This is a genomic window from Micromonospora sp. NPDC048947 (genome assembly GCF_040649495.1).
GTDB classification, from domain to species: Bacteria; Actinomycetota; Actinomycetes; order Mycobacteriales; family Micromonosporaceae; genus Micromonospora; species Micromonospora alfalfae.
In genome coordinates, this window is record NZ_JBEZFO010000010.1 from 161246 (window position 1) to 185854 (window position 24609).

A 24609-nucleotide genomic window follows, 5' to 3' on the forward strand; every position below is an offset into this window, starting at 1 on the left:
CGGCGGCTCGCCCGACGCGGCTGAGTCGGCGGCTCGCCCGACGCGGCTGAGTCGGCGGCTCGCCCGACGCGGCTGAGTCGGCGGCTCGCCCGACGTGGCTGGGTCGGCGGTCGACGCGGCGGTCCGGGTCGGGATCCCGGCCAGCCGGGCCGCCGGGAGAAGCAGCTCACCCGGCCGGGTCTGGAACCGACGCCGGGGGTGCCAACCGCGCCACCGGCGGGAGCGGCGAGACATCCGGGGAGGCGTGGAATGCCGAGATGGCGAGCGCCGCGAAGCGCCGGGACGCGTTGAGCTGAGTAGTCGGCGAGCTCGCGTGGATACCGCTGTTGGCCATCAGCACGAGGATGACGTCGTCCAGGACGAAGTCGCGGCGCAGGCGACCGGCTTCCTTCGCGCGGCGGGCCAGCTCGTCGATCGCTCTGAGCGCGTATTCACGGCGCGCCTCGAAATCAACTGCCTTGGGAAAGGTCGACATAAGAGCTGCGGTAAAGCCTCGGTCACGTGCGTGCAGTTCACACATTTTCTCGATCACGAGACAGAAACCGCGCCATGGATCCGAATTGGCAAGGCCCTCGTCGACAACGCCGCGACACGCGTACATCTGTTCCGTGAATGCCTCGGTGACCAGAATCTCCTTGGTCGGAAACCGGCGGTACAGGGTGGCGGGTGCAACCCCGGCCCGCCGGGCGACCACCCGCATCGGCACGTCCAGGCCGTCAACGGCGAAGACCGCGCGGGCGGCCTCGAGGATGCGCTCGCGGTTGTCCAGAGCGTCGGAGCGAAGAGCGTGAGGCAAACGATCGGTCACGGCTCTCACTTTAGCGAGGCGGACAGCGGCCTGCGTTAGCGTCCGTGGGCATGAGGGCTTTGCAATTTTCGAAGTACGGTCCCGCGAGTGTCCTTGAGGTCTCGGAGGCACCGGAACCGCACGCCGGAGCCGGCCAGATACGGGTGGCGGTTCGGGCCTCGGGTGTCAATCCGGCCGACACCTACGTGCGCGCCGGCCGATTCCAGGAATGGATTCCGCTCCGCCTGCCGCACGTGCCCGGTGTCGACGCCGCCGGCGTGGTCAACGAGATCGGTGACGGGGTGACCACGGCGCGGGTAGGCGATGAGGTTTTCGGGATCACGGACTACGCCCAGATGGGCGGAGCGAACGCCGAGTACGCCGTCCTGGCCGCGTGGGCGCCGAAGCCGGCCGCCCTGACCTGGGAGCAGGCCGGCGGCGCGGCCGGCAACATCGAGACGGCCACCCGGGTGCTCGACCGGTTGGGCGTCAGGGACGGCACCACGCTGTTGATCGAGGGCGCGGCCGGCGGGGTCGGTACGACAGCGATCCAGCTCGCGGTCGCCCGCGGTGCGGCCGTCATCGGCACAGCCAGCGACCGCAACCATGACCTCGTCGCCTCGCTCGGGGCGATCCCGACCACCTACGGCCCCAGGCTGGCCGAGCGGGTCCACACCCTGTTGCCCGGCGGGGTGGATGTCGTACTCGACTGCGCCGGCTCTGGCTCCCTGCCAGACCTGGTCGGCCTGGTCGCCGGCCCGGACAGGGTGGTGAGCATCGCCGACATCAACGCCGAGGCCTACGGCCTGCACCTGTCGCGCGGCTCTGGCCCCGGCGCCGACACACCGGCACTCGAAGGAATCGCCGCCGCCGGCGAACTCGCCGAGCGGAGTCGCTTCACAGTGCCGGTCGCGGCAGTGTTCTCTCTGGAAGAGGCGGCCGCCGCCCACGAGCTCAGTGAGTCCCGCCGTGCGCGAGGCAAGATCGTGCTGAAGCCGTAGGTCGCCCGCCCGGCCACCGCGGTCCGCCCTCGCCTGGAGAGCCCGCCCGGTCACCGACGACGGCGTGGGCCGTGACGTGACGGAGGGCGATGGCACGTCCCAAGGGACCTGGTGACCGTCCGGTGTGGTCGGCGGGCACCACGCAAGCACGGTCAGCGGGACGGGTGCTCAGCGGGCGGCCAGGAAGGCCAGCACGCGCGGCCAGGCCGTCGCGGTCGCGTCCGGGGAGTAGTCGGCCACGTCCGGGTCGGTGAACAGGTGGCCCACGCCCGGATAGCGGAAGACCGTCAGGTCAACGCCGGCGGCGGTCAGCGCCTGCTGCCACTCGTCGACCTCGTCCGGCGCGTCGTAGGGGTCGGGGTCGGCGAGGTGCAGCTGCACCGGCAACCCGGGTCGGACCGCGTCCGGGGCGCCGCCGGTGCCGTGCAGCAGGAGCAGACCGGCGGCGTCGGGGCGCTCGGCCAGCAGCGCCCCGGCCACCCCGGCGCCCATCGAGAAGCCGCCGAGGACCGTCTCCGGTGGCAGGTCACGCAGCGCGTCGCGGGCCCGGTCCAGCACCACCTCCTGGCCGATCTTGTCGAGTAGCGCGAAGCCCTCCTCGACGGTGCCGGTGGCCGGGACGCCGTACAGGTCGGGGGTGCTGACCTGGTGCCCGGCGGCGCGCAACCGGTCGGCGGCGGCGCGCACGGCGGGCCGCAGCCCGTACACGGAGTGGAACAGCACGACGTGTCGCATCCGGTCATCCTGCCGCAGTCGACGGTGCATCAGGGGTGGCCACGCGGGGTGGCGTCAGACCAGTGCCGCCAGCCGCGCGACCAGGTCCGTCGGTGGCGGCATCGCGGCGATCTCTCGGCTGACCTGCGCGGCAGCGGTCCGCAGGCGCTCGTCGGTGAGCAGCTGGGTCAGTGCCCGCGCGGTGATGTCCCGGGGACGCAGCGCCAGGCCGGCGCCTCGACGGGCCACCAGCTCGGCGTTGTGCCGCCGGTCCCCGGGACCCGTGGTGGCCAGCTGGGGCCGGCCCGCGGCGAGAGCGCCGAGGGCGCTGCCCGCGCCACCGTGGTGCACCAGCGCCGCGCTCGCCGGTAACGCCTCGTCGAGCGGAATCCAGCCGACCACCCGTACGTTGCCGGGCACCGAGCGGGCCGACCGCTCGTCGGGGCGGACCAGCACGATCTCGGCGTCCACCTCGGCCGCGGCGGCCACCACGGCGGGCATCGGCCCCCGATCGCCGGGGCCGGTGAGGGTGCTGCGGGTGACCAGGATCCGCTGGCGCTCACCCGGCTCGCGCAACCAGGCCGGCAGTTCCCCGCCGCCGACGTAGGACGTGTAGCGCATCGGCCAGCCGCCCTGCGTGGCAACGCTGGGTGGGGCCACGGCGAGGGCGGCGGCCGGCGCGGGCAGCTCGGTGAGGCCGTGCCGGCGCAGCGCCGCGCCGAGTCGGGCGACGGTGGCCCGGACCAGGTCCCGGCCGTCGAAGAGGGCGTTCTCCTGGCGTACGGCCGGCACGTCGAGCCGTGCGGCGGCCACCGCACCGGCGACCGCGAACGGCTCGTGCAGCACCAGATCCGGCCGCCACCGGGTGGCCAGCGCGACCACCGGGTCGACGAGCTGGTCGTTGAGCGCGCCGAACAGCAGGCCGGCGCCCCGGGTGCCGGCGGTGCCGGCCATCTCCGCCCGCGCGATCAGCGGGTGACGGGGAAGGATCCGCAGCGCGATCCGGCGGAAGTCGAAGCCCGGCGCGATGTCGTGCACCGGCAGGCCCGCCTCGGCGGCGGCCAGAGCTCCGCCGCCGGTGGCCACCAGCACGTCGTGGCCGGCGTCGCGGAGGGCGACCGCCAGCGGCACCAGCGGGAAGACGTGCCCGACGAGCGGGGCGGAGACCACCAGCACGCGCATGGGTTGGATCCTATGTCGACGACGACACGGAGGCAGGCCGCTGGTCGACGATGCGGCGCATTTTGCCCATCGACCGTTCCACGGCGTCGGGGGCGAGGACGTCTACCGCCACGCTCACGCCGATGGTGTTCTTCACCAGCTGAACGAGCGCATCGCCGGCCCGCTCGGCGGCGTCCACGTCGACGTCGGCTCGCCGTTCCACCCGCACCGTGAGGGTGTCCAGCCGGCCGTGTCGATCGAGGACGCACTGGAAGTGCGGCGAGAGCTGCGGGGTGCGCAGGATCAACTCCTCGATCTGGGTGGGGAAGATGTTCACCCCACGCAGGATCATCATGTCGTCGGTGCGGCCGGTGATCTTTTCGATCCGGCGCATCGGTCGGGCGGTGCCGGGCAGCAGCCGGGTCAGGTCGCGGGTGCGGTAGCGCACGACCGGCATCGCCTCCTTGGTCAGGGAGGTCAACACCAGCTCACCCCGCTCGCCGTCGGGCAGCACCGCCCCGGTGATCGGGTCGATGATCTCCGGGTAGAAGTGGTCCTCCCAGAGGTGCAGGCCGTCCTTGGTCTCGACGCACTCGGTCGCCACGCCGGGGCCCATCACCTCGGAGAGCCCGTAGATGTCGACGGCGTGTATGTCCAGCTGCTGCTCGATCTCGCGGCGCATGTCCTCGCTCCACGGCTCGGCGCCGAAGATGCCCACCCGCAGTGAGGTGGCACGCGGGTCGACGCCCTGGCGGCGCATCTCGTCGACGATGGCCAGCAGGTAGCTGGGCGTGACCATGATGACCTCGGGTTCGAAGTCGCGGATCAGCATGACCTGACGCTCGGTCATGCCCCCGGAGACCGGGATGACAGTGCAGCCCAGCTCCTCGGCTCCGTAGTGCGCGCCCAGGCCGCCGGTGAAGAGCCCGTAGCCGTACGCGACGTGCACCCGGTCGCCGGGGCGGCCGCCGGAGGCGCGGATCGATCGGGCCATCAGCCGTGCCCAGGTGCGCAGGTCGTCGCGGGTGTAGCCGACCACTGTCGGCCGGCCGGTGGTCCCGGAGGAGGCGTGCAGGCGGGCGACCCGCTCCCGGGGTACGGCGAACATGCCGAACGGGTAGTTCTCCCGCAGCTCCGCCTTGCCGGTGAACGGGAAGCGGGCCAGGTCGTCGAGATCCCGGCAGTCGTCCGGGTGCATGCCGGCAGCGTCGAACGCCCGCCGGTAGTGCGGCACGTTGTCGTACGCGTGCCGCAACGACCAGCGCAGTCGGTCGCGTTGCAGGGCGCGCAGCTCGTCGATGCCGGCGCGCTCGATCGGCTCCAGCTCCTCGGGACGAGGGGTGCGGTCCTGCATCGGCTGCCTCCTTGGCGCGGCGGTCCCGGTGGGGCTGCGGGTACCGTACGCCCGCTGTCGCCGGGGCCGGTGGGGCGGTCAGCCGGTGACCGGCAGCCGGTGCAGGGCGTCGACGAGCGGGGCCAGCTCGGGGGTGGCCTCCGCCTGGGCGAGCGCGTCGGTGAGCACCCGGTCGTGGGTCGGTCGGGTCTGGGCGAGCAGCTCGGAGCCGGCCGGGGTCAGCTCGGTGTAGATGCCGCGCCGGTCGTCGGCGCAGAGGATGCGGGTGAGCAGCCCTCGCTGCTCCAGGCGGGTGACCAGCCGGGTGGTGGCGCTGCCGGAGAGCGCGGCGGCGCGGGCGAGCTGGCTCATCCGCATGTGCCAGCCGTCCTGGCGGGACAGCGCGTCGAGCACCGTGTATTCCACGACGGAGAGGCCGTGGCCGGCCTGCAGGGCCCGCTCCAGGGACGTCTCGATCAGCCCGTGCAGGGCGGCGAGGGTGCGCCAACCCTGGGCGCGGATCTCGACCGCGTCGTCGGCGATGCCCATGGCGGCCTCCTCGGTGTGATCTGAACGGACCCCAGGCTACCACGCTTGCGCCGATATAAAGCGCGTGCAAGTATTTCGTTGCTGGCGCGTGTAGTTGCAAGCGCCGCATAAATGCCCCCTCCCGATGGGAAGACCATGTCCGTACGCCCCAAGTCCCTGCCGCCCGGCCTGATCGCGCTGGCCATCGGCGCCTTCGGCATCGGGCTCACCGAGTTCGTGATCATGGGGCTGCTGCCCGAGGTGGCGGCCGACTTCGCGGTCACCGAGCCGGTGGCCGGCTGGTTGATCTCCGGCTACGCCCTCAGCGTGGCGGTCGGCGGGGTCGCCCTCACCGCGGCCGTCACCCGCCTGCCGCGCAAACCGGTGCTGCTCGGCCTGATGGTGCTCTTCATCATCGGCAACCTGCTCTCCGCCGTCGCCGGCGACTACGCAGTGATGATGGCCGGTCGGATCGTCGCCGCGCTCTGCCACGGCGCGTTCTTCGGCATCGGCGCCGTGGTCGCCGCCGGCCTGGTCGCACCGGCCCGACGGGCGGGCGCCATCGCCATGATGTTCGCCGGCCTGACCATCGCCAACGTGCTCGGCGTGCCGTTCGGCACCTTCCTCGGGCAGCACTTCGGCTGGCGGTCGACGTTCTGGGCGATCACCGCCATCGGGGTGGTCGCCCTGATCGGGCTGGCCCTGCTGATCCCGGCGGGCACCACCGCCACCGCCGACCGCCCGGCCGGCGGGCTGCGCGGCGAGTTGCGCGCCTTCACCCACCCGCAGGTCTGGCTGTCCCTGGTGATCACCGTCCTGGGCTTCGGTGGGATGTTCGGCGCATTCACCTACATCGCCTACACGCTGACCGAGGTCAGCGGCTTCGCCACCAGCACCGTGCCGTGGCTGCTCGTCCTCTTCGGCGTGGGCCTCTTCGCGGGCAACCTGCTCGGCGGCCGGGCGGCGGACAGGTCACTGTCGCGCACGCTGGTCACCGTCCTGGCGGTGCTCACCGTGGTGCTCGTCGGCTTCGCGCTGACCGCCACGAATCCGGTGCTGACCATCGTCGCGCTGGTGCTGATGGGTGGGTTCGGCTTCGCCACGGTGCCGCCGCTGCAAATGCGGATCATGCGGTACGCCCACCAGGCGCCGACCCTGGCGTCCGGGGCGAACATCGCCGCGTTCAACCTCGGCAACGCGTTGGGCGCGTGGATCGGCGGGGTGACCATCGCCGCCGGACTCGGCTACACCTCGCCTATCTGGGCCGGGGCCGCACTCACCCTCATCGGTCTGGGTGTGCTCCTCGGCGCGCTGCGGCTGGCCCGCCGCGACGAGCCGGCCCGGGCCGACGCGAGCCTTGTGGACGCCCCGGTCTGACGTCGCCGAAAGGAGGACGCCGGGCCGGGCGGGTGCCCGACCCGGCGTCGCCCTGATCATCGCCCTGCCATCATCTCGCAATTGCAAAAGATGTGCAACAAGGTCTGGACAACCTTGACGTGCCGTAACTAGCCTGACCTCTATGAGTCCTTACATTGTGGATCCTTGGGCCTGGCAGGAGAGCTGGGACCGCCAACAGGAGGCCTACCTCCCGGACCGGGAACACCGGTTCACCGCCATGCTCGACACCGTCGATGCTGTCCTCGACGGCCGGCCGCCGCGCGTGCTCGACCTGGCCGGCGGCACCGGCACCATCTCGCTGCGGACCCTCGCTCGCTTCCCCGCCGCCGAGACGACACTGGTCGACCTCGACCCGGCACTGCTCGCCATCGCCGCCGCCTCGCTGGCCGACCGGGCCACCATCATCACGGCCGACCTCGGCACCCCCGAGTGGCGCTCCACGCTCCCCCACCAGGAGTACGACGCCGTGCTCACCGCCACCGCCCTGCACTGGCTGCCGGCCGACCGGCTCGGGCAGCTCTACGCCGAGCTGCGTGACGTGCTGCGACCGGGCGGGGTCTTCGTCAACGCCGATCACATGCCCGACGACACAGTGCCGGAGCTGACCAAGCGGCTGATGGACCGGGCACGGGACCGGCGCAACGCCCGGTACGCCGCCGGCTCGATGCTGTCCTGGTCGGACTGGTGGGAGCGGGCCGGCGCCGACCCGGCGCTCGCCCCGCTGGTCGCCCAGCGACACGCCATCTACCCGACCGGACACAGCCCCGATTGGACCCCGCCGGTCTCCTGGCACCTGGCCGCGCTCACCGCGGCCGGCTTCAGCGAGGTCGGCACGGTCTGGCGAGGCGGCCCGGACGCCGCCGTCGCGGCGGTGCGCTGACGCCACCCTCGCCGGCACTACGCTGAGGAGCCGTGCCAGAGCCGTTCGAGCCGCGTACCGACCCCGACGTCGACCTGCGCGTCCCCGCCGACCGCCGCGAGCTGACCGCTCGTCCCGCGACGATCCTCGCCGCGATCGCGGCCGGCGGGGTGCTCGGCGCGCTGGCCCGGGCCGGCCTGCAACACGCCGTTCCGCACCCACCGAGCGGCTTCGGTTGGGCCACCTTCATCGTCAACACGTCCGGCTGCCTGCTGATCGGCGTGCTGATGGCGGTTCTCGGGCACCTCGGCGGCGGGCACCCGCTGGCCCGCCCGTTCCTCGGGGTCGGGGTGCTCGGCGGGTTCACCACCTTCTCCACGTACGCGGTCGACGTCCAGCAGGCGATCGTCGTCGGCGCACCGGGCACCGCCCTGGCGTATCTCGCCGCGACGGTGCTCGGTGCGCTCGTCGCTGTCGCTGTGGGTGACGCCGTCACCGCCGGCCTGCTGGGTCGGGTGACCCGATGACCGTGCTGCTCATCGCACTGGGCGCGGCCGTCGGCGCGCCGTTGCGCTACCTCACCGACCGGGCCGTGCAGTCACGGCACGGCTCGGCGTTCCCGTGGGGGACGCTGCTGGTCAACGTGGCCGGGTCGCTGCTGCTCGGCTTCCTGGTCGGGTGGCCGGCCGGTCCGGCGGTCAGCGCATTGCTCGGTACCGGGTTCTGCGGCGCGCTGACCACCTACTCCACCTTCAGCTACGAGACGCTGCGGCTGACCACTGGTGGTCATCGGCTGCTTGCGCTGGCCAATGCGCTCGGCAGCGTTGCCGCCGGGCTCGCCGCGGCCACCGTCGGCTACGCGGTGGCCCGCGCCCTGACCGGCTGACCGCACACCAGCCGCGCCGCGCCCGACTCCATCCCCAGCAACGCCTGGACCAGGCGTTCCCCACGAACACACCGAGGGTATATACGCGAGGTATACCCTCGGTGTAGTCTGCTGGCATGAGCGTGCCACTGACCCTTCTCGGACTCCTCGAACGCGAGCCCAGCCACGGCTACGACCTGAAGCGTGACTACGACGCCTTCTTCGGCCGGGGCAAGCCACTGCCCTTCGGCCAGGTCTACTCCACCCTCAGCCGACTGGCCCGCGACGGCAAGGTGGTGATCAGCGACGTCGCCCCCGGCTCCGGCCCCGACCGCAAGCGCTACATCATCACCGACGTCGGCGCGACCGAGGTCGAGCAGTGGCTGACCCAACCGGTCGACCCGGAACCGCACCTGCAGACGGTGCTCTTCGCCAAGGTCGTGCTCGCGCTGATGCTGGACCGCCCGGCCGCCGAATACCTCGACACCCAGCGCAGCGCCCACCTGCACCGGATGCGTGAGCTGACCGAGATCAAGCGCGCCGGCAGCCTTGTCGACGCGCTGCTCGCCGACCACGGCCTCTACCACCTGGAGGCGGACCTCCGGTGGATCGAGATGACCGGCGCCCGACTGGACGCCCTGCGGAAAGAGGTGCGGCGATGAGCGTCGTGATCGAAGCGCGTGACGTGGAGTTCTCCTTCGGCCAGACCCCCGCCCTGCGCGGCGCCAGCCTCGCCGTGGACGCGGGCGAGATCGTCGCCGTCATGGGCCCCAGCGGCTCAGGCAAGTCCACTTTGCTGCACTGCCTGGCCGGCATCCTGGTGCCGCACTCCGGCGAGATCCTCTTCGACGGGGCCAAGGTGCACGCCATGGCCGAGACCGAGCGCAGCAGCCTGCGCCGGGACCGGTTCGGGTTCGTGTTCCAGTTCGGCCAGCTCGTCCCCGAGCTGACGGCGGCCGAGAACGTCGCCCTTCCGATGCTGCTCAGCGGCGTACGCCGGACCGAGGCGCTACGCAGGGCGTACACGTGGTTCGAGCGCCTCGGCCTCGACGGCATGCAGCAGCGCCGATCGGGTGAGCTGTCCGGTGGGCAGGCGCAGCGCGTCGCCCTGGCCCGGGGCCTGGTCGCCGAGCCGCAGGTGCTCTTCGCCGACGAGCCGACCGGCGCGCTCGACTCGCTGACCGGCGAGCAGGTGATGGATCTGCTGGTCGGCGCCGCCCGCGAGCAGGGCACCACTGTCATCCTGGTCACCCACGAGCCGAGGATCGCCGCGTACGCCGACCGCGAGGTCATGGTCCGCGACGGGCGCGTGAACGCGCCGGACCGGATCGCCTCATGATCCGCTTCGGGCTCCGCCTCGCCGTGGCCGGCGGCCGTGAGGCGCTCACCCGCCTGATCGTCATCGCCGCCGCCGTCGCGATCGGCAGCGGTCTGCTGCTGACCACACTCGCCGGGGTCAACGCCGTCGACGCCCAGCTCACCCGGTACGCCTCGGTGTATCCCAGCGCCTCGACCGGCGGCGACGCCGACCCGCTGTGGTGGTCGACCCGAAACGACTACTTCCAGGGTGAACAGATCATCCGGATCGACGTGGCCGCCACCGGCTCGAACGCTCCCACCCCGGCCGGCGTCCCTACCACTCCCGGCCCCGGGGAGTTCTACGCCTCGCCCGCGCTGCGGGAACTGCTGGCCGCACACCCGGCCGACCAGTTGAGCGACCGTTACCCGGGCCGTGACGTCGGCACCGTCGCCCCCGCCGGGCTGACCTCACCGAACACCCTGCTCGCCATCGTCGGCGGCACCCCGGACAGCGTCGGCAAGCTGCCCAACGCCAGGCAGGTCAGCGACGTCGGTGACAAACCAGCGCTTCCCGAGACCGCGGTGAACCTCATCCTGGGCGTGATCGCCGGCGGGCTGCTGTTCCCGGTACTGATCTTCATCGGCACCGCCACCCGGCTCAGCGCCGCCCGCCGGGAGCAACGCTTCGCCGCGATGCGCCTGGTCGGCGCGACCCCCCGGCAGATCTCGATGGTCGCCGCGGTGGAGGCAGCCGCCGCGGCCGTTGCCGGCACCGCCGTCGGCTTCGGCCTGTTCTACGCCTTCCGCGACCCGCTAGCGGGCATCCCGTTCACCGGCATGCCGTTCTTCCCCAGTGACATGTCCCTGGGCGTGCTGAACATCCTGCTGGTGGCGCTCGGCGTCCCGGCCGGCGCGGCGCTGGCCGCCCAGGTCTCGCTGCGCCGGGTCCGGATCTCGCCGCTGGGCGTCACCCGGCGGGTCACCCCCCGGGCGCCGCGCGCGTACCGGCTGATCCCGATGGTGCTCGGGGTCGCCGTGCTGTTCTTCGCCATCGGCTTCCGCCCCGAGACGTCCGACGGCCAGGCGGCGGTGTTCCTGCCCGGGCTGCTGCTCATCATGGTCGGCCTGATCGTCGCCGGCCCCTGGTTGACGATGGTCGGCGCCCGGGTGATGGCCCGGTATGCCAGCCGCCCCGCCACGCTCATCGCCGCGCGGCGGCTCGCCGACAACCCGAAGGCAGGCTTCCGGGCGATCAGCGGGATCATGCTCGCGCTCTTCGTCACGAGCGTGTCAGTCGGTGTGATCACCACGATCGTCGAAATTCGTGGTCCGGCCCCGGTCGGCTCGACCGACGCCGGCACGGTGACCACCGTCTTCGACGAGAAGGTGCCGTCGGTGCCCGACCCGCTCTTCGCCGAGCTGCGGGCGATCAGCGGCGTACGGTCCGCGACCGCCATCCGGGAAGACCCGGACATCATGAACGGCGGCGAGGGCGGGTTGATCGCGTGCACCGACCTTCCGAGCGCGTACGGCCGGTGCGCCGACGGCGCGAGCGTCATCGAGGTGCCGATCGGCCTCAGCCGCTGGCGGGAGTCGGCGTCGCCCGCGACGGTCTGGCCCGCCGCGTCGTTCACCCTCGACGAACTCCAGCGGCTACCGGTCGGGTCGATGGTCGTCGGCACCGACGGCTCCGAAGCCGCCGTCGAGCGCGTCCGCACCGTGCTGGAGGTCGCCTTCCCGACCTTCTGGGTGGGGCCGAACGTGCCCGGCGACTTCGAGTCGGACTTCGCCGACACGCTGCGCGGCTGGGAGCAACTGGCCAACGTCATCATCATCGCCAGCCTCGCGCTCGGCGGGTGCAGCCTCGCGGTCAGCGTCATCGGCGGCCTCACCGAACGTCGACGCCCGTTCAGCCTGCTGCGGCTCAGCGGAGCGCCGGTGCGGGTGCTGCGTCGGGTGGTGGCGTTGGAGAGCGCCGTACCGATGCTCGCCGTCGCCGCCGTCGCCATCGGCATGGGCCTGCTCGCCGCCCACCTGTTCCTGCGGGCACAGATGGACTACACCCTCGTCGCGCCGCAGCCGGGCTACTACGTGATCGTCGTCGTCGGGTTGGCAGCCTGCCTCGGCGTCATCGCCTCCACCCTGCCGCTGCTGGAACGCATCACCGGGCCGGAGACCGCCCGCAGCGAGTAGTCGTCATCTCGTCGGCCCGGTGGTGCTGAGAGCGACCACCGGGCCGAGGACGAAGACGGCGGGCGGGCCGACGCCCTCCCGAGCGGCGACGGCGCCGATCTCGTCCAGCCTCGCGGGCAGGGACCGCTGATCGGGCAGCCCGGCGTCCTGCACGGCCAGCACCGGCGTCTCCGGAGCGCGACCGTGCTCGATCAGCACAGCCGCGATCTTGGCGATGGTGTCGACGGCCATCAACAGCACGACGGTGCCCCGGGTGCGAGCCAGCGCCGCCCAGTCGACAAGCGAGTCCGGGTGCCCGGGCGGCAGATGCCCGGACACGACTGTGACATCGTGCGCCACGCCCCGGTGCGTCACCGGCACGCCGGCGAGGGCCGGTGCGGCGAGCGCGCTGCTCACCCCGGGCACCACGGTCACCGGCACCCCGGCCGCCGCGCAGGCCTGCACCTCCTCGTGGCCGCGCCCGAAGACGTACGGGTCACCACCCTTGAGCCGGACCACCCGACGACCGGCGCGGGCGTGCGACACCAGGGCCTCGTTGATCGCCTCCTGGGCCATCGACGGGCCACGGGGCACCTTCGCGGCGTCGATCACCAGCACGTCGGGGCGCAGCCCGGCGAGCAGCCCTTGCGGGGCGAGTCGGTCGACCACCACGACGTCCGCGGCGTCGAGCAGCGCCTTGCCGCGTACCGTGATCAGGTCGTCGGGCCCCGGCCCGCCACCGACCACGGCGACCGAGCCGTGGTCGTGCCCGTGATGTGCGTGGTCGTGGTGGTGGTGCCCGTGGTGGTGGTGATGGCCGACCGGGTCGTCGGGGTGGTCGTGCGGGCGTTGCGGACGACCCACCTTGTCCGCGAAGCCGGGCATCAGCACCCGGTACGCGCAGGTGTCGCAGTTCATCCGGATGTCCCCGCCCAGCGCCTCGGCGTACCGCTCCGAGACGAGGTCGGCGAGGGCGTCACAGTCACCGATCACCTCGGCGACCCGGACGTCCAGGTCGGGGTGGGCGGCGGCGAACTCCGCCGACTGGGCGACGATCCGGTCCGGTAGCACCCCGGCGAACAGGAAGTACGGCGCCACCACGATCCGCCGCGCGCCGAGGCGGCGCAGCCGCTCCAGCACGGCCGGCACCGACGGCTGCGCCAGGGAGATGAACCCCGGTTCCACGCCCGCGTAGCCGCGTCCCTCCCAGAGCAGCCGGGCGACCTTGGCGACCTCGGCGTTTGCGTCCGGGTCGGTGGACCCCCGCCCGATCAACGCCACCCACGTATCGGCCCGGTCGGCACCGGCCAGCGCGGCGTCGACGCGCTCTTCGAGGGCGGTGTGCAGCAGCGGGTGAGGGCCGAGCGGACGGCCGTAGCGGTAGCTCAGCCCGGGATGGCGCTGCTGCTCCCGGGCCATCGCGGCGGGGATGTCGCCCTTGCCGTGACCGGCGCCGGTGAGCACCAGCGGCAGCGCCACCAGCGCCCGGTGCCCCCGGGCGACGAGAGCGCCGACCGCGTCCGTCAGCGGTGGGCGGGACAGCTCGATGAAGCCGCCCTCGACGTCGCCGATGTCACCGCGACCGCGGACCCGCTCGACGAGAGCGGCGAACTGTTCGACCCCGGCCGCGCTGCGCGTACCGTGCCCGACGATGACCAACCCGGTCATGACTTCTCCTCGACGTAGAGCAGGGCGTTGAGGGCGGCTGCGGCGACCGCCGAGCCCCCCTTCTCCCCCACGTTGGACACGGCGGGCAGGCCACTGGCCCGCAGCGCCGCCTTCGACTCGGCGGCGCCCACGAAGCCGACCGGCAGACCGACCACGAGCGCCGGTGCCGCGTCCAGGGCGAGCAGTTCGACAAGCGCGGTGGGCGCGCAGCCGACCACCCAGACCGCTGCGGGCCCGACCCGCTCCAGGGCGATCCGCACGGCCGCCGCCGAGCGCGTGATCCCGGCCGAGCGGCCCAGCGCGGCGGCGGCCGGCTCAGCGACCGGGCAGACCAGCTCCAGGCCGGCGCGGGTGATGCCGGCGGCGACCATCGCCACGTCGGTGACCACTGGCGCCCCGGCGCGCAGCGCCGTCAGCCCCGATTCCAGGGCAGCCTCGTCGCACACGAGGTCGTCGACGTACGCGAGGTCGGCGCTGGCGTGCACCACCCGCTCGGTCACCGCGCGGGTCAGCGGCGGCAGGTGCGACAGGTCGACGCGCTCGCGCAGGATGCGGTACGACTCGGCCTCGATGGGGTGCACGACCCGGCTCATCGGGCTCCTTCACAGGGGTCGGGCTCGACGACGCGGATAGCGTCGACCGGGCAGATCTCCAGGCACTCCAGGCAGCCGGTGCACCGGTCGGATCGGACCGTCAGGCCACCGGCGACCGGTCGGATCGCGTGGGTGGGGCAGGTGAGCAGGCAGGCGCCGCAGCCCTGGCAGGCGTCTATCGTCACGAACGCCACCGGTACCCCCGGGGTGTGACCATCCGGCCGGCGACCAGCCGCGTGTCGCTGCTGCCGACGACCACGACGCTGTACATGTCGACGATGGCCGGGTCGAGTGTGGCCACTGTGGCGAGGTGCACCCGTTCGCCGGGGCGGCTGGCGTTGCGCACCACGCCCACCGGGGTGTCCGGTGACCGGTGCGCGGCGAGGATGCCGAGCGCCTTGCCGAGCTGCCAGTCGCGGGCCCGGCTGCGCGGGTTGTAGAAGAGCGTCACGAAGTCGCCCTCGGCGGCGGCGGTCACCCGCCGCTCGATGACGTCCCACGGGGTGTGCAGATCGGACAGGCTCACGTAGGCGTGGTCGTGGCCGAGCGGCGCGCCGAGCAGCGCCCCGGCGGCGAGGGCGGCGGTGACGCCGGGCACGCCGACAACGTCGATCCGCTCGTCGGCGTACTCCAGGGCGGGGCTGGCCATCGCGTACACCCCGGCGTCGCCGGAGCCGATCAGCGCGACCGCCCGGCCGGCGGCGGCCTCGGCGACGGCGGCGCGGGCCCGCGCCTCCTCCGCGCCCAACCCGCTGGAGAGCACCCGGGTGCCGGGGCGGAGCACGTCGCGGACCTGCTCCAGGTACTGGTCGAGGCCGACCACCACGGCGGCGCGACGTAGCTCGGCCACCGCGCGGGGGGTGCGCAGGTCGGCGGCGCCCGGCCCGAGGCCGACGACGGCCAGCCGGCCGCGTGGGGCGTGCCGGGCCACCGCGACGGTGGCCATCGCCGTCGCGGTCTTGCCCACCAGCAGCGTCGCGTCGTCGGCCCGGCCGTCCGGGCCGAGCAGGGCCGCGGCCTCCGCCACGCTCGGTGTGCCGACAGCGGCCCGGACCACCTCGCTGGGGTGCGGCACGTCGACCGCCGCCAGCCGCGTCGCCGGCCAGGTCACCAGGGGTACGCCGAGCGCGTCGACGGTGCTGCGGATGCCCGCCTCGTCGGCTTTGATGTCGGCGGTGGCCAGGCAGCGCAGGCTCGCCGGGTCGAGGCCGGCCTCGGCCAGCACCCGGTGCAGCAGCTCCGCCACCTCGGCGGCGGGTACGCCCCGACTCGCGCCAACGCCGACGACCAGCGACGGCGGCCGCAGCACTGCGGTTCGCTCGTCGGGTGACACGACCCGGTCGGTGACCAGCAGCCGGTACCCGTCGTCGGTCGGGTTCTCGTCGGCGGCGCGCACGTTCGGGGGTAGGGCGGGCAGTGGCCAGTCGGCGTCGGCGATCAGCTGGACCGGCTCGCCGTCCAGGATGGCCCGGGACACGGCGGCTACCGCGCCCTGGACGGGCCAGCCGAGGGTGTCCAGCCCCGACAGGTCGACAGCGTCGGTGGCGGTGGTGATCACCGGCCGGGCGTCCAGCAGGGCGGCGACCTGCTCGGCGAGGGCGTTGCCCCCGCCGGCGTGTCCGCCGAGCAGTGCCACTGCGTGCCGGGCCGCCTCGTCGACGACCACCACCGCAGGGTCGGTGCGCTTGTCGTCGAGCAGCGGCGCGACGATCCGCACCACCGCCCCGGTGGCCAGGAACGCGATGACCGCGTCGCATTCGGCCCAGGCGGTCCGCAGCGCGTCGGCGACGCTCTGCCCCTGGACCAGCCGGGCGTGGGGCCAGGCGGCGGTCACTGTGTCAGCGTGCCGGCGGCCGGCGGCGGTGGCCGCCACCAGGCCGATCCGGGCGGGTGGGTTCTGGTCGGTCACTGGCGCTCCCCGGTGAGGACGACCACCGGGTTGGTGGCCGCGAGGCGGATCGACCCGCCGGGCAGGTCGGCGAGGCGGGCGGCGGAGAGCTGGCTGCCCTCGACCGTGTAGCCGGCGGCGCGCAGCAGACCCACTGCCGGTGCGACCCGGTCCAGTGCGGCGAGGGTGAGCACCACCCGCTCGGGTTGGCGGGCCACCACGGCGGTGAGGACGTCGACACCGCCACCGCCGACGAAGACCGCGTCGGGTTCGGGGAGGTCGGTCAGCGCCGCCGGGGCACGTCCGGTGACCAGCCGGACGTGCACTGCGTGCGCCGCGGCGTTGGCCTGGACTGTCGCGCCGGCCACGGGGTCCTGCTCGACGGCGAGCACGGCCGCGCCGAGCAGCGCGCACTCGATGCCGACCGAGCCGCTGCCCGCCCCGATGTCCCAGATCAGCCGGCCGAGTCGGGGGCGCAGCCGGGCGACGACGAGGGCGCGCACCTCCGACTTCGTGATCATGGAGTCGCGGTGGGCGTACCGGTCCTCCGGCAGCGCCCAGCCACCGGCCGGCGCGGCGGCGGGCTGGTTGTCGGCGCGCATCCCGCCGGCCGCGCCCCTCTTGGGAACGGCGTCGGCGGACGCAGCATCGGCGGGCACGGCGTCGGCGGGCACGGCGTCGGCGGGCACGAACCCGGTGGGCACGGGGTCGGCGAGGCTGAGCAGGACGTGCGGGTCGGCCCACGTCTCGACGGCGGCCTGCTCGGGGCTCACCGCGCGGATCCGTTCGGCGGCGGTGCCCAGGTGCTCGGCGACCAGCAGGCGGCGGGACCAGCCGATCAGGGCGGCGCCCAGTTCGGCCGCACCGGCGCCGGGCGCGGTGAGCACCGCGACCAGTGGCAGCGCCCGGCAGGCGTTCACTGCGGCTCGGGGGTCGCGCCCGTGGGCGCTGACCACTGCGGCACCGTCCCAGGGCAGCCCGGCGCGGGCGAACGCGGCGGCCACACTGGACACCGCCGGTACCACCCGCAGCGGCAGCCCGGCCGCGCGCAGCCGCCGGACGATGCCGAACAGGCCGGGGTCGCCGCTGGCCAGCACCACTGCCGGCACCCCGGCGTCGACGGCCTCGGCGAGGCGGCGCAGGGCGGGGGCGAGCGGCCCGAGGGTGACGGTGTCCGCCCCGACCGGTACGGGCACCACGGCCAGGTGCCGGGCGGCCCCGACCAGCAGCCCGGCGGTGGCCAGCGCCGGGGCGAGCGCGGGGTGCGGCGGTGCGCCCGCCGCGTCCAGGCCGACCACTGTCACGGCGGTCATCGGGGGTTCCGGCGTCATCAGCGTCATCGGGGCCACCGGCCGGACGAGGCGACGACGTGCGCTCCGGCGAAGTCGACCATCGCCACGTCCACTGTCACAGTCGGTCCGGCGAAGCGCCGCAGCACCTGGCGGACCCGCTGGCAGAGCAGGTCGCCGGCAGGGGCGAGCAGCCCGGCGGCCTCCCACAGCTCGTACGCGTGCCGCCCGGTGTTCGCCTCGGTCACGGCGGCGACGAGCGACGGGTCGCCGCCGGCCTCGGCGGTCACCGCGCCGAGCAGGGAAAGGTCCACCTTCGAGCGGGTGTAGTGGGTCATCAGGATGCCGGCGGCGAGTTTGGCGAGCTTGCCGGCCATGCCGACGAAGACCACGCCGGTCATGGCGTCACCCACTGCGGCGGTCACCGCGGCCCCGGTGAAGTCGCCGACCTCGACGAAGCAGACCTCGGGCAGGTCGGGCAGGAGCGCGCGGGCGGCCCGCTCGGTACGCCCGCCGGTGCAGAGCACCACCGTCGGTTCGCCCTGGGCGGCCATCACGTGCACGGCCTGGACGACGCTGGCGCGCCACGACGCGGTGGAGAACGGGCGGACGATCCCGGTGGTGCCGAGGATCGAGATGCCGCCGAGGATGCCGAGCCGACGGTTGGTGGTCTTGCGGGCCATGATCTCGCCCCGGGGCACGCTGATCACCACCCGGACTCCGACCTCGCTGAGGTCGACCACCTCGGCCACCGCCTCGCCGATCATCCGGCGGGGGGTGTCGTTGATCGCTGGACCGCCGACCGCCAGCCCGAGGCCGGGCTTGGTGACAGTGCCGACGCCGGCGCCACCGGCCAGCCGCAGGCCGGGCACGTCGGTCCAGTTCACTGTGGCGGTCAGCTCGGCGCCGTGGGTGACGTCGGGGTCGTCCCCGGCGTCCTTGACCACCACCGCCTCGGCCCGGACCGGTGGGGTGCCGGTCACCTCGCAGCGCTCCACCGGGAAGCGCACCCGGCGTCCGGCGGGCAGCCCGATCTCCACCTCCTGCTGGCTGGTGCCGGTGACCAGCGCGGTGAGGGCGGCCTTGGCCGCCGCCGTCGCGCACGCGCCGGTGGTCCAGCCGGTGCGCAGTGCTGTGGGCCGGACCTTCGCGGTACGCGGCAGGTCCGGCTCGCGCAGCGGCGGCTCGGCGTACGTCATGGTGTCTGCCCCGGTGTGGCTGTCCCCCCGGTGCGGGCGCCGGCCTGGCGGCGCAGCTCGGCGCGGGCGGCCGGCTCGGCCCGCCGGAAGGTGTGGAAGTGCCCCGGGTGGTAGAGGTGCGAGCGGGTGCCCTCGGCGGCGAGGGCCGGCCCGACCAGGAAGAGGGTGTGCTTCCACAGCTTGTGCTGCTTGACAGTCGCCTCCAGGGTGCCGACCGTGCAGCGCACCACGAGTTCGTCGGGCCAGGTCGCCTGGTAGGCCACCACGGCCGGGGTGTCCTCCGGGTAGCCGCCGGCCAGCAGTTCGGCCTGCACCTGCCCGGAGCGGGCGGCGGAGAGGAACAGCGCCATGGTGGTGCCGTGCCGGGCGAAGTCGCGGACCCGCTCGCCGGGCGGCATCGGGGTCTTGCCGCCTTCGAGGCGGGTGAGGATGACCGACTGGGCCACCTCGGGCACTGTCAGCTCCCGTCCGACGATCGCCGCGACGGCGGTGAACGAGGACACCCCGGGCACGATCTCGACGGCCAGGCCGAGCGCCCGGCACACGTCCAGCTGCTCCTGTACCGCGCCCCACAGCGCCGGGTCGCCGGAGTGGATCCGGGCCACTGTCAGCCCGTGTTCGGCGGCGCGCTGGTAGAGCGGCAGCACCCCCTCGATGGGCAGCTGCGACGAGTCGACGATCTCCGCGCCGGGGCGGGCGTGGTCGAGCACGTCGGCGTGCACCAGGCTGGCCGCCCAGATCACGATGTCCGCCTCGGCGATGACCCGGGCGGCCCGCAGGGTCAGCAGGTCCGCCGCCCCCGGGCCGGCTCCGACGAACCACACAGTGCCGTCGCTGGTCACAGCTTTCCTCCTCGGTGCTCGCGGCGGGCCGGAACCAGCAGCGTCGACAGGTACGGCAGGTCGTGCTCGGTGTCGTCGACCGGTCCGACGTGTTCACCGGGCAGCCCCAGGCTGCGTCCGAGCACGGCGTCGGCGAGGCGGCCCTGCCGGCGCAGCTCGGCGAGCAGTTCCGGGTGCCGCCGCCAGCCCTTGTAGGCGACGACGGTGCCCGGCCCGGCGAGGGCGTCGGCGAAGAGCGCCAGGCCCGCGGTGGCCGGCAGCAGGGTGAGCGGTTCGCGTCCCTCACAGAGCGGGGTGCCGCTGCGGGCCGCCAGCTCCTGCATGGCGGTGACGCCGGGCACTGTCGCCACCCGCACCGCCGGGCGCAGTGCGCGGACGCTCTGGGCCAGGTAACCGAAGGTGGAGTAGACGTTGGGGTCGCCGATGGTGGCGAACGCGAGGGACAGTGCGCCCGCGTCGATCGCCTCGACCACCACCCGGGCGGCGTCGTCCCAGGCCGCCGTCCGGCGCGCGGTGACCCCGCCCCGGTCGTCAAGCGCGAACGGCAGCCGGCGCAGCCGGTCCGCCGCAACGTGGGAGCGCACTGTCGCCTCGGCCCGCCCGGCGTCCGCACCGGGCGGCGTCGGACCGGCGGTCGCGAGGGGCGCGACCCGGTCGGCCATCACGGGTACGAAGACCAGGTCGGCCTCGCGCAGCAGCCGCACCGCCTTGACGGTGAGCAGTTCCGGGTCGCCGGGGCCGACGCCGACCCCGGTGAGCGTGACGTCGGCGCTCATCGGCACGCCTCGACCAGCCGGCGGGCCGCGTCCGGGTGGCCCGCCCAGTGGGTGTGCAGGTAGGACGCGTGCACCCGACCGGCGACGAAGCCGTGCTCGGTGTCGTTCCAGCGCCACGCCGGCGCGTCGCCGTGCCCCGGGTCGGTGGTGGTGCGGTGGAACTCGTGACCGCGTACCGGCTCGCCAGCGCGCGCCACCGGGGAGTCGGTGACGGCCACCGCCTCCCGGTAGCCGAGGGTGAGCCGGTCGGTCATCCGGGCGGTCAGGTCCAGTCGACCGCACATCGGTACGCCGTCCAGGGACCGTCCGAGGTAGAGCAGCCCGGCGCACTCGGCCACCATCGGGCCGTCGAAGTCGGCCAGCTCGGCGCGGAGCGCGGTGTTGTCGGCCAGCGTCCGGGCGTACGCCTCGGGGAAGCCGCCGCCGATCACCACCGCCCGGGTGCCGGTGGGCAGCGCCGGGTCACGCAGCGGGTCGACGGTGACGACCTCCGCGCCGGCCGCGGTGAGCAGTTCGGCGGTCTCCGCGTACGAGAAGGTGAAGGCCGGACCACCGGCGAGGGCGATCCGTGGCCGCTCGACGCCGGCCGGACCACCGACGGCGGCGACCGGGTCCCACGCCGGGATGGTCAGCGGCGGGGCGGTCCGGGCCAGGTCGAGCACGGCGTCGAGGTCCACTGTGGCCTCGACCAGTTCGGCGAGCGCGGTGACGATCGCCACTGATTCGGGTGCCCGCTCGGCGACCGGCACCAGTCCGAGGTGCCGGGCCGGCGCGGCCACCTCGGCGGCGCGGGTCACCGCCCCGAGCACCGGTACGTCCACCTCGGCGAGGGCGTCGCGCAGCAGCGACTCGTGCCGGGGTGAGCCGACCCGGTTGAGGATCACCCCGCCGATCCGTACCGCAGTGTCGAACGCGGCCATGCCGAGGGTGAGCGCGGCGGCCGAGCGGCCCTGCGCCGTGGTGTCCAGCACCAGCAGCACGGGCGCCTCGATCAGCCGGGCGACGTGTGCGGTGGAGGCGTAGTCGCGGCGGCCCACGGCACCGTCGTGCAGGCCCATGACGCCCTCGACCACTGCGATGTCGGCGGGCGTGGGGACGCTCGCGCCGTGTCGCAGCAGGGGCGCGATCCGGTCGGCCCCGACCAGGAACGGGTCGAGGTTGCGCCCGGGTCGTCCGGCGGCGAGGGCGTGGTAGCCGGGGTCGATGTAGTCCGGCCCGACCTTGTGCGGGCTGACCGTCAGGCCTCGTCGGCGCAGCGCGGCGAGCAGCCCGGTGGCCACAGTGGTCTTGCCGTGGCCGCTGGCCGGGGCGGCGACCACCAGCCGGGGCAGCGACAACGGTTCGGTGGGGGCGGTCACCACTCGATGCCCTTCTGGCCCTTCTGGCCGGCGTCCATCGGGTGCTTGACCTTGGTCAGCTCGGCGACCAGGTCGGCGGCGGCGACCAGGCGCGGGTCGGCGTCCCGACCGGTGATCACGACGTGTTGGAAGCCGGGGCGGTCGGCCAGGGTGGCGACCACCTCGTCGACGTCCACCCAGCCCCACTTCATCGGGTAGGTGAACTCGTCCAGCACGTACAGCCCGTAGCGCTCGGCGGCCAGGTCACGCTGGATCTGCCGCCACCCTTCCAGGGCGTCGGCGGCGTGGTCGGCGTCGCTGCCGCGCTGGATCCAGGACCAACCCTCGCCCATCTTGTGCCAGGCCACCGGCGCGCCCTGGCCGGTGCGCTCGTGCACCTCGCCGAGCGCCCGGAAGGCGTTCTCCTCCCCCACCCGCCACTTGGCGCTCTTGACGAACTGGAACACCCCGACCGGCAGCCCGGCGGTCCAGGCCCGCAACGCCAGCCCGAAGGCCGCCGTCGACTTCCCCTTCATCTGTCCGGTGTGGACGATCAACAGTGGCCGGTGCCGCCGCTGCCGGGTCGTCAACCCGTCAACAGGCACCGAACTCGGCTGTCCTTGCGGCATCAGCCCGTCCCCCGTCCCGCGGGCACTCCCGCGCCCGACTCTTCCGCGATCTTGCGATTTCTGTTGGTCATATGCGCACTTGATCCCTTATGCCGCGACAGGAAGTGCAAGATCGCGGGGGTGAGTGAGGGTGGCCAGGGTGTGCAGGGGCGCGTTCAGCTGGGTTGCCAGACGGGGCGCCAGGTTCAGGCGGACCGGACCGGATTCGCAGTCGACGACCACGCACGGGGCACCTGTCGCCGCCAGGACCTTCGCGGCTGCTGCCGATCGGTCCAGCGGACGGGTGCCGGCGGTGGCCCGGCCGTCGGTGACGATGAGGACCAGCGGTCGGCGCTTCGGGTCGCGCAGACGCTCCACCCGCAACAGGTCCGCGGCGGCGAGCAACCCCTCGGCCAACGGCGTACGCCCTCCGGTGGGCAGCTCGGCCAGCCGGGTCGAGGCGGCCAGCACCGACGAGGTCGCCGGCAGCAGGGTCCGGGCGCCGCCACCCCGAAACGCGATCACCGCGACCTTGTCGCGCCGCTGGTACGCGTCGGTGAGCAGGGCGAGCACCGCGTCCTTCACCGTGGTCATCCGCTGCCGGGCGCCCATCGAGCCGCTCGCGTCCACCACGAAGAGCACAAGGTTGCCCTCGCGCCCCTCACGAACCGCCTCCCGCAGGTCGTCACGGCGCAGTCGCAGCGGACCGGTGAGCCGGCCCCGGGCCGCCTGGTGCGGCGCGGCGGCGCGGATCGTGGCCGGCAGGTGCAGCGCGCCGACCCGACCCGCCGGCACCCGGGCGCCGGTGGTGCGGCCCCGACCGGTGCGGGCCCGTGACCGCCGGCCCGGCACCCCGTCACCCAGGCCGGGCGCGGTGAGCACCCGCGCCTTCAGCCCACCCCGGGGTACGGCCACCAGCTCGGACTCCGCGCCGCGGGTCGGATCGCCGTCACCGGCCGCCGACTGCCGGCCGTCAGGCGTGCGTGCGTGCCGACCGTCGCCGCTCCGGTCGTCGGCCGGGCTCTGCGGCCAGCCGTCGCCCCGGTCGCCCGTCTGACGCTGCGGCCAACCGTCGGCACCGTCCGGTCCGTCGCCGCGCGCGTCCGGGCCAGCGCCGTCACGCGCCGAGGACTGCCCGGCCGTCTCGGATTCACCGAGGTCGCCGACGTCGCCGTGCTGCGGCCCGCCGCTCGGGCTGTCACCGTCTGGTCCACCCCCGTTCGGGCCGCCGCCACCGCCCTGTGGGCCACCGCCACCAGCCGGGCCACTGTCCTCGGGGCCGGAGTCGTCCGGGTCGTCGGGGTGCGCGTCCTGGGCGCGCTGCAACGCCTCGTCGAGGCGCTTCTCGTCCAGCCCCGGGGTGTCGAACGGGTCGCGGCGACGACGGTGCGGCAGCGCCAGCCGGGCGGCCACCCGGACGTCGTCGATGGTGACCCGGTCCCGGCCGTGCCAGGCGGCGTGCGCCAGAGCGGTACGGGCGGTGACGATGTCGGCCCGCATCCCGTCCACGTCGAACGCCGCACACACCTCGGCGATCTGCCGCAACGCGGCGTCCGGCAGTCGTACCCCGGGAAGTCGACGGCGGGCGGCGGCCACCTGGCCGGCGATCTCCGCGTCGGCGTCGGCCCAGCGGGCCGCGAAGCCCACCGGGTCCGCGTCGGCGGCCAGCCGCCGACGGACCACCTCGACCCGGACCTCCGGATCCCGACTGGCACCCACCTCCACCGTGAGCCCGAACCGGTCGAGCAGCTGCGGGCGCAGCTCCCCCTCCTCCGGGTTCATCGTGCCCACCAGCAGGAACCGGGCCGCGTGGCTGACCGACACGCCCTCCCGCTCGACGTGGCTACGGCCCATCGCCGCCGCGTCGAGCAGCAGGTCGACGAGGTGGTCGTGCAACAGGTTGACCTCGTCGACGTAGAGCACACCCCGGTGCGCGGCGGCGAGCAGGCCCGGCTCGAAGGCGCGTACCCCCTCACCGATCGCCTTCTCCAGGTCCAGCGCCCCGACCACCCGGTCCTCGGCGGCGCCCACCGGCAGTTCGACGAGACGGGCCGGGCGGGTCTCGGCGGCGTCGGTCGGGTGCGGGCCGTCCGGGCAGGCCGGGTCCGGCTCGGCCGGATCACAAGCGAAACGGCAGCCCGCCACCCGCCGCACCGGCGGCAGCAGAGCGGCGAGGGCCCGCACGGCGGTGGACTTGGCGGTTCCCTTCTCACCCCGTACCAGCACCCCGCCGATCGCCGGGGAGACCGCGTTGAGCAGCAACGCCAGTCGCATGTCGGCCATGCCGAGCAC

At 74.0% G+C, this 24609-nt stretch carries 24 protein-coding genes; 8 read left to right on the forward strand and 16 right to left on the reverse strand.

Features of this window, described 5'->3' with window-relative positions:
* Positions 1-166: 166 nt before the first annotated feature.
* The gene (locus AB0B98_RS16850) at positions 167-808 is read right to left on the reverse strand and encodes a helix-turn-helix domain-containing protein (RefSeq protein WP_357363552.1); all 642 of its coding nucleotides are present in this window, start codon (positions 806-808) and stop codon (positions 167-169) included.
* Between the two features lie 50 nt (positions 809-858).
* On the opposite strand from AB0B98_RS16850, the gene AB0B98_RS16855 reads away from it, so the two are divergent.
* A complete protein-coding gene (locus tag AB0B98_RS16855) occupies positions 859-1788 on the forward strand; it encodes an NADP-dependent oxidoreductase (protein WP_357363554.1) in 930 nt (309 codons plus the stop codon).
* 168 nt (positions 1789-1956) lie between these two features.
* Here the strand turns inward: AB0B98_RS16855 and AB0B98_RS16860 are convergent, their stop codons facing one another.
* The 4 genes from AB0B98_RS16860 to AB0B98_RS16875 form a co-directional block, all read right to left on the reverse strand.
* The gene (locus tag AB0B98_RS16860; RefSeq protein ID WP_357363556.1) at positions 1957-2523 is read right to left on the reverse strand and encodes a dienelactone hydrolase family protein; all 567 of its coding nucleotides are present in this window, start codon (positions 2521-2523) and stop codon (positions 1957-1959) included.
* A 54-nt stretch (positions 2524-2577) separates the two neighbouring features.
* Entirely contained in the window at positions 2578-3684 is a 1107-nt protein-coding gene (locus AB0B98_RS16865) for a nucleotide disphospho-sugar-binding domain-containing protein (protein ID WP_357363557.1), read from the reverse strand.
* A 10-nt stretch (positions 3685-3694) separates the two neighbouring features.
* The gene (gene paaK, locus AB0B98_RS16870) at positions 3695-5017 is read right to left on the reverse strand and encodes a phenylacetate--CoA ligase PaaK (protein ID WP_357363559.1); all 1323 of its coding nucleotides are present in this window, start codon (positions 5015-5017) and stop codon (positions 3695-3697) included.
* 78 nt (positions 5018-5095) lie between these two features.
* Positions 5096-5545, reverse strand: a complete 450-nt coding sequence (locus AB0B98_RS16875; RefSeq protein WP_238670680.1) for a MarR family transcriptional regulator — start codon at positions 5543-5545, stop codon at positions 5096-5098.
* Between the two features lie 135 nt (positions 5546-5680).
* On the opposite strand from AB0B98_RS16875, the gene AB0B98_RS16880 reads away from it, so the two are divergent.
* The 7 genes from AB0B98_RS16880 (at position 5681) to AB0B98_RS16910 (ending at position 12138) form a co-directional block, all read left to right on the forward strand.
* Positions 5681-6901 (forward strand): MFS transporter, encoded by a 1221-nt coding sequence (locus AB0B98_RS16880; RefSeq protein WP_357363562.1) that lies wholly within the window; start codon positions 5681-5683, stop codon positions 6899-6901.
* Between the two features lie 142 nt (positions 6902-7043).
* Positions 7044-7802, forward strand: a complete 759-nt coding sequence (locus AB0B98_RS16885) for a class I SAM-dependent methyltransferase (RefSeq protein ID WP_357363564.1) — start codon at positions 7044-7046, stop codon at positions 7800-7802.
* A gap of 32 nt (positions 7803-7834) precedes the next feature.
* Positions 7835-8308, forward strand: a complete 474-nt coding sequence (locus tag AB0B98_RS16890; protein ID WP_357363566.1) for a CrcB family protein — start codon at positions 7835-7837, stop codon at positions 8306-8308.
* Positions 8305-8667, forward strand: a complete 363-nt coding sequence (gene crcB, locus AB0B98_RS16895; RefSeq protein ID WP_357363568.1) for a fluoride efflux transporter CrcB — start codon at positions 8305-8307, stop codon at positions 8665-8667. Before AB0B98_RS16890 ends, crcB begins: the two co-directional genes overlap by 4 nt.
* 116 nt (positions 8668-8783) lie before the next feature.
* Positions 8784-9308, forward strand: coding sequence for a PadR family transcriptional regulator (locus tag AB0B98_RS16900; protein ID WP_030327552.1), 525 nt, complete (start codon positions 8784-8786; stop codon positions 9306-9308).
* On the forward strand, positions 9305-9985 hold the full coding sequence (locus AB0B98_RS16905) for an ABC transporter ATP-binding protein (RefSeq protein ID WP_357363570.1): 681 nt from the start codon (positions 9305-9307) through the stop codon (positions 9983-9985). The genes AB0B98_RS16900 and AB0B98_RS16905 overlap by 4 nt, the downstream gene beginning before the upstream one ends.
* On the forward strand, positions 9982-12138 hold the full coding sequence (locus tag AB0B98_RS16910) for an FtsX-like permease family protein (RefSeq protein ID WP_357363572.1): 2157 nt from the start codon (positions 9982-9984) through the stop codon (positions 12136-12138). Before AB0B98_RS16905 ends, AB0B98_RS16910 begins: the two co-directional genes overlap by 4 nt.
* A 3-nt stretch (positions 12139-12141) precedes the next feature.
* On the opposite strand, the gene cobA is transcribed toward AB0B98_RS16910, so the two are convergent.
* The 11 genes from cobA to AB0B98_RS16965 all read right to left on the reverse strand — a co-directional run bounded on the left by cobA (position 12142) and on the right by AB0B98_RS16965 (position 24600).
* Positions 12142-13785 carry a uroporphyrinogen-III C-methyltransferase gene (gene cobA, locus AB0B98_RS16915; RefSeq protein ID WP_357363574.1) on the reverse strand — a complete coding sequence of 548 codons (1644 nt, stop codon included), beginning with the start codon at positions 13783-13785 and terminating at the stop codon, positions 12142-12144.
* A complete protein-coding gene (locus tag AB0B98_RS16920) occupies positions 13782-14378 on the reverse strand; it encodes a precorrin-8X methylmutase (RefSeq protein ID WP_357363576.1) in 597 nt (198 codons plus the stop codon). The genes cobA and AB0B98_RS16920 overlap by 4 nt, the downstream gene beginning before the upstream one ends.
* On the reverse strand, positions 14375-14572 hold the full coding sequence (locus AB0B98_RS16925) for a 4Fe-4S binding protein (protein ID WP_238670670.1): 198 nt from the start codon (positions 14570-14572) through the stop codon (positions 14375-14377). Before AB0B98_RS16925 ends, AB0B98_RS16920 begins: the two co-directional genes overlap by 4 nt.
* A complete protein-coding gene (gene cobJ, locus AB0B98_RS16930) occupies positions 14560-16287 on the reverse strand; it encodes a precorrin-3B C(17)-methyltransferase (protein ID WP_357363578.1) in 1728 nt (575 codons plus the stop codon). Before cobJ ends, AB0B98_RS16925 begins: the two co-directional genes overlap by 13 nt.
* Positions 16284-17606, reverse strand: coding sequence for a precorrin-6y C5,15-methyltransferase (decarboxylating) subunit CbiE (gene cbiE, locus AB0B98_RS16935; RefSeq protein ID WP_357363580.1), 1323 nt, complete (start codon positions 17604-17606; stop codon positions 16284-16286). Before cbiE ends, cobJ begins: the two co-directional genes overlap by 4 nt.
* Positions 17603-18754 (reverse strand): cobalt-precorrin-5B (C(1))-methyltransferase, encoded by a 1152-nt coding sequence (locus AB0B98_RS16940; protein ID WP_357282756.1) that lies wholly within the window; start codon positions 18752-18754, stop codon positions 17603-17605. The genes cbiE and AB0B98_RS16940 overlap by 4 nt, the downstream gene beginning before the upstream one ends.
* Positions 18751-19596, reverse strand: coding sequence for a precorrin-4 C(11)-methyltransferase (cobM, locus tag AB0B98_RS16945; protein ID WP_357363582.1), 846 nt, complete (start codon positions 19594-19596; stop codon positions 18751-18753). The genes AB0B98_RS16940 and cobM overlap by 4 nt, the downstream gene beginning before the upstream one ends.
* Positions 19593-20372, reverse strand: coding sequence for a precorrin-2 C(20)-methyltransferase (gene cobI / locus AB0B98_RS16950; protein WP_357363584.1), 780 nt, complete (start codon positions 20370-20372; stop codon positions 19593-19595). Before cobI ends, cobM begins: the two co-directional genes overlap by 4 nt.
* Positions 20369-21730, reverse strand: coding sequence for a cobyrinate a,c-diamide synthase (locus AB0B98_RS16955; protein ID WP_357363586.1), 1362 nt, complete (start codon positions 21728-21730; stop codon positions 20369-20371). The genes cobI and AB0B98_RS16955 overlap by 4 nt, the downstream gene beginning before the upstream one ends.
* A complete protein-coding gene (gene cobO / locus AB0B98_RS16960) occupies positions 21727-22338 on the reverse strand; it encodes a cob(I)yrinic acid a,c-diamide adenosyltransferase (RefSeq protein ID WP_238670664.1) in 612 nt (203 codons plus the stop codon). Before cobO ends, AB0B98_RS16955 begins: the two co-directional genes overlap by 4 nt.
* Positions 22339-22425: 87 nt before the next feature.
* Entirely contained in the window at positions 22426-24600 is a 2175-nt protein-coding gene (locus AB0B98_RS16965) for a VWA domain-containing protein (RefSeq protein ID WP_357363662.1), read from the reverse strand.
* Positions 24601-24609: the final 9 nt, after the last annotated feature.

What these genes read in the sequence shown, in the direction of transcription:
- AB0B98_RS16855 (WP_357363554.1), top strand. Translation starts at nt 859, where the DNA reads ATGAGGGCTTTGCAATTTTCGAAGTACGGTCCCGCGAGTGTCCTTGAG.
- AB0B98_RS16860 (WP_357363556.1), bottom strand. Translation starts at nt 2,523, where the DNA reads ATGCGACACGTCGTGCTGTTCCACTCCGTGTACGGGCTGCGGCCCGCC.
- AB0B98_RS16865 (WP_357363557.1), bottom strand. Translation starts at nt 3,684, where the DNA reads ATGCGCGTGCTGGTGGTCTCCGCCCCGCTCGTCGGGCACGTCTTCCCG.
- paaK (WP_357363559.1), bottom strand. Translation starts at nt 5,017, where the DNA reads ATGCAGGACCGCACCCCTCGTCCCGAGGAGCTGGAGCCGATCGAGCGC.
- AB0B98_RS16875 (WP_238670680.1), bottom strand. Translation starts at nt 5,545, where the DNA reads ATGGGCATCGCCGACGACGCGGTCGAGATCCGCGCCCAGGGTTGGCGC.
- AB0B98_RS16880 (WP_357363562.1), top strand. Translation starts at nt 5,681, where the DNA reads ATGTCCGTACGCCCCAAGTCCCTGCCGCCCGGCCTGATCGCGCTGGCC.
- AB0B98_RS16885 (WP_357363564.1), top strand. Translation starts at nt 7,044, where the DNA reads ATGAGTCCTTACATTGTGGATCCTTGGGCCTGGCAGGAGAGCTGGGAC.
- crcB (WP_357363568.1), top strand. Translation starts at nt 8,305, where the DNA reads ATGACCGTGCTGCTCATCGCACTGGGCGCGGCCGTCGGCGCGCCGTTG.
- AB0B98_RS16900 (WP_030327552.1), top strand. Translation starts at nt 8,784, where the DNA reads ATGAGCGTGCCACTGACCCTTCTCGGACTCCTCGAACGCGAGCCCAGC.
- AB0B98_RS16905 (WP_357363570.1), top strand. Translation starts at nt 9,305, where the DNA reads ATGAGCGTCGTGATCGAAGCGCGTGACGTGGAGTTCTCCTTCGGCCAG.
- AB0B98_RS16910 (WP_357363572.1), top strand. Translation starts at nt 9,982, where the DNA reads ATGATCCGCTTCGGGCTCCGCCTCGCCGTGGCCGGCGGCCGTGAGGCG.
- cobA (WP_357363574.1), bottom strand. Translation starts at nt 13,785, where the DNA reads ATGACCGGGTTGGTCATCGTCGGGCACGGTACGCGCAGCGCGGCCGGG.
- AB0B98_RS16920 (WP_357363576.1), bottom strand. Translation starts at nt 14,378, where the DNA reads ATGAGCCGGGTCGTGCACCCCATCGAGGCCGAGTCGTACCGCATCCTG.
- cbiE (WP_357363580.1), bottom strand. Translation starts at nt 17,606, where the DNA reads ATGACGCTGATGACGCCGGAACCCCCGATGACCGCCGTGACAGTGGTC.
- AB0B98_RS16940 (WP_357282756.1), bottom strand. Translation starts at nt 18,754, where the DNA reads ATGACGTACGCCGAGCCGCCGCTGCGCGAGCCGGACCTGCCGCGTACC.
- cobI (WP_357363584.1), bottom strand. Translation starts at nt 20,372, where the DNA reads ATGAGCGCCGACGTCACGCTCACCGGGGTCGGCGTCGGCCCCGGCGAC.
- cobO (WP_238670664.1), bottom strand. Translation starts at nt 22,338, where the DNA reads ATGCCGCAAGGACAGCCGAGTTCGGTGCCTGTTGACGGGTTGACGACC.
- AB0B98_RS16965 (WP_357363662.1), bottom strand. Translation starts at nt 24,600, where the DNA reads ATGGCCGACATGCGACTGGCGTTGCTGCTCAACGCGGTCTCCCCGGCG.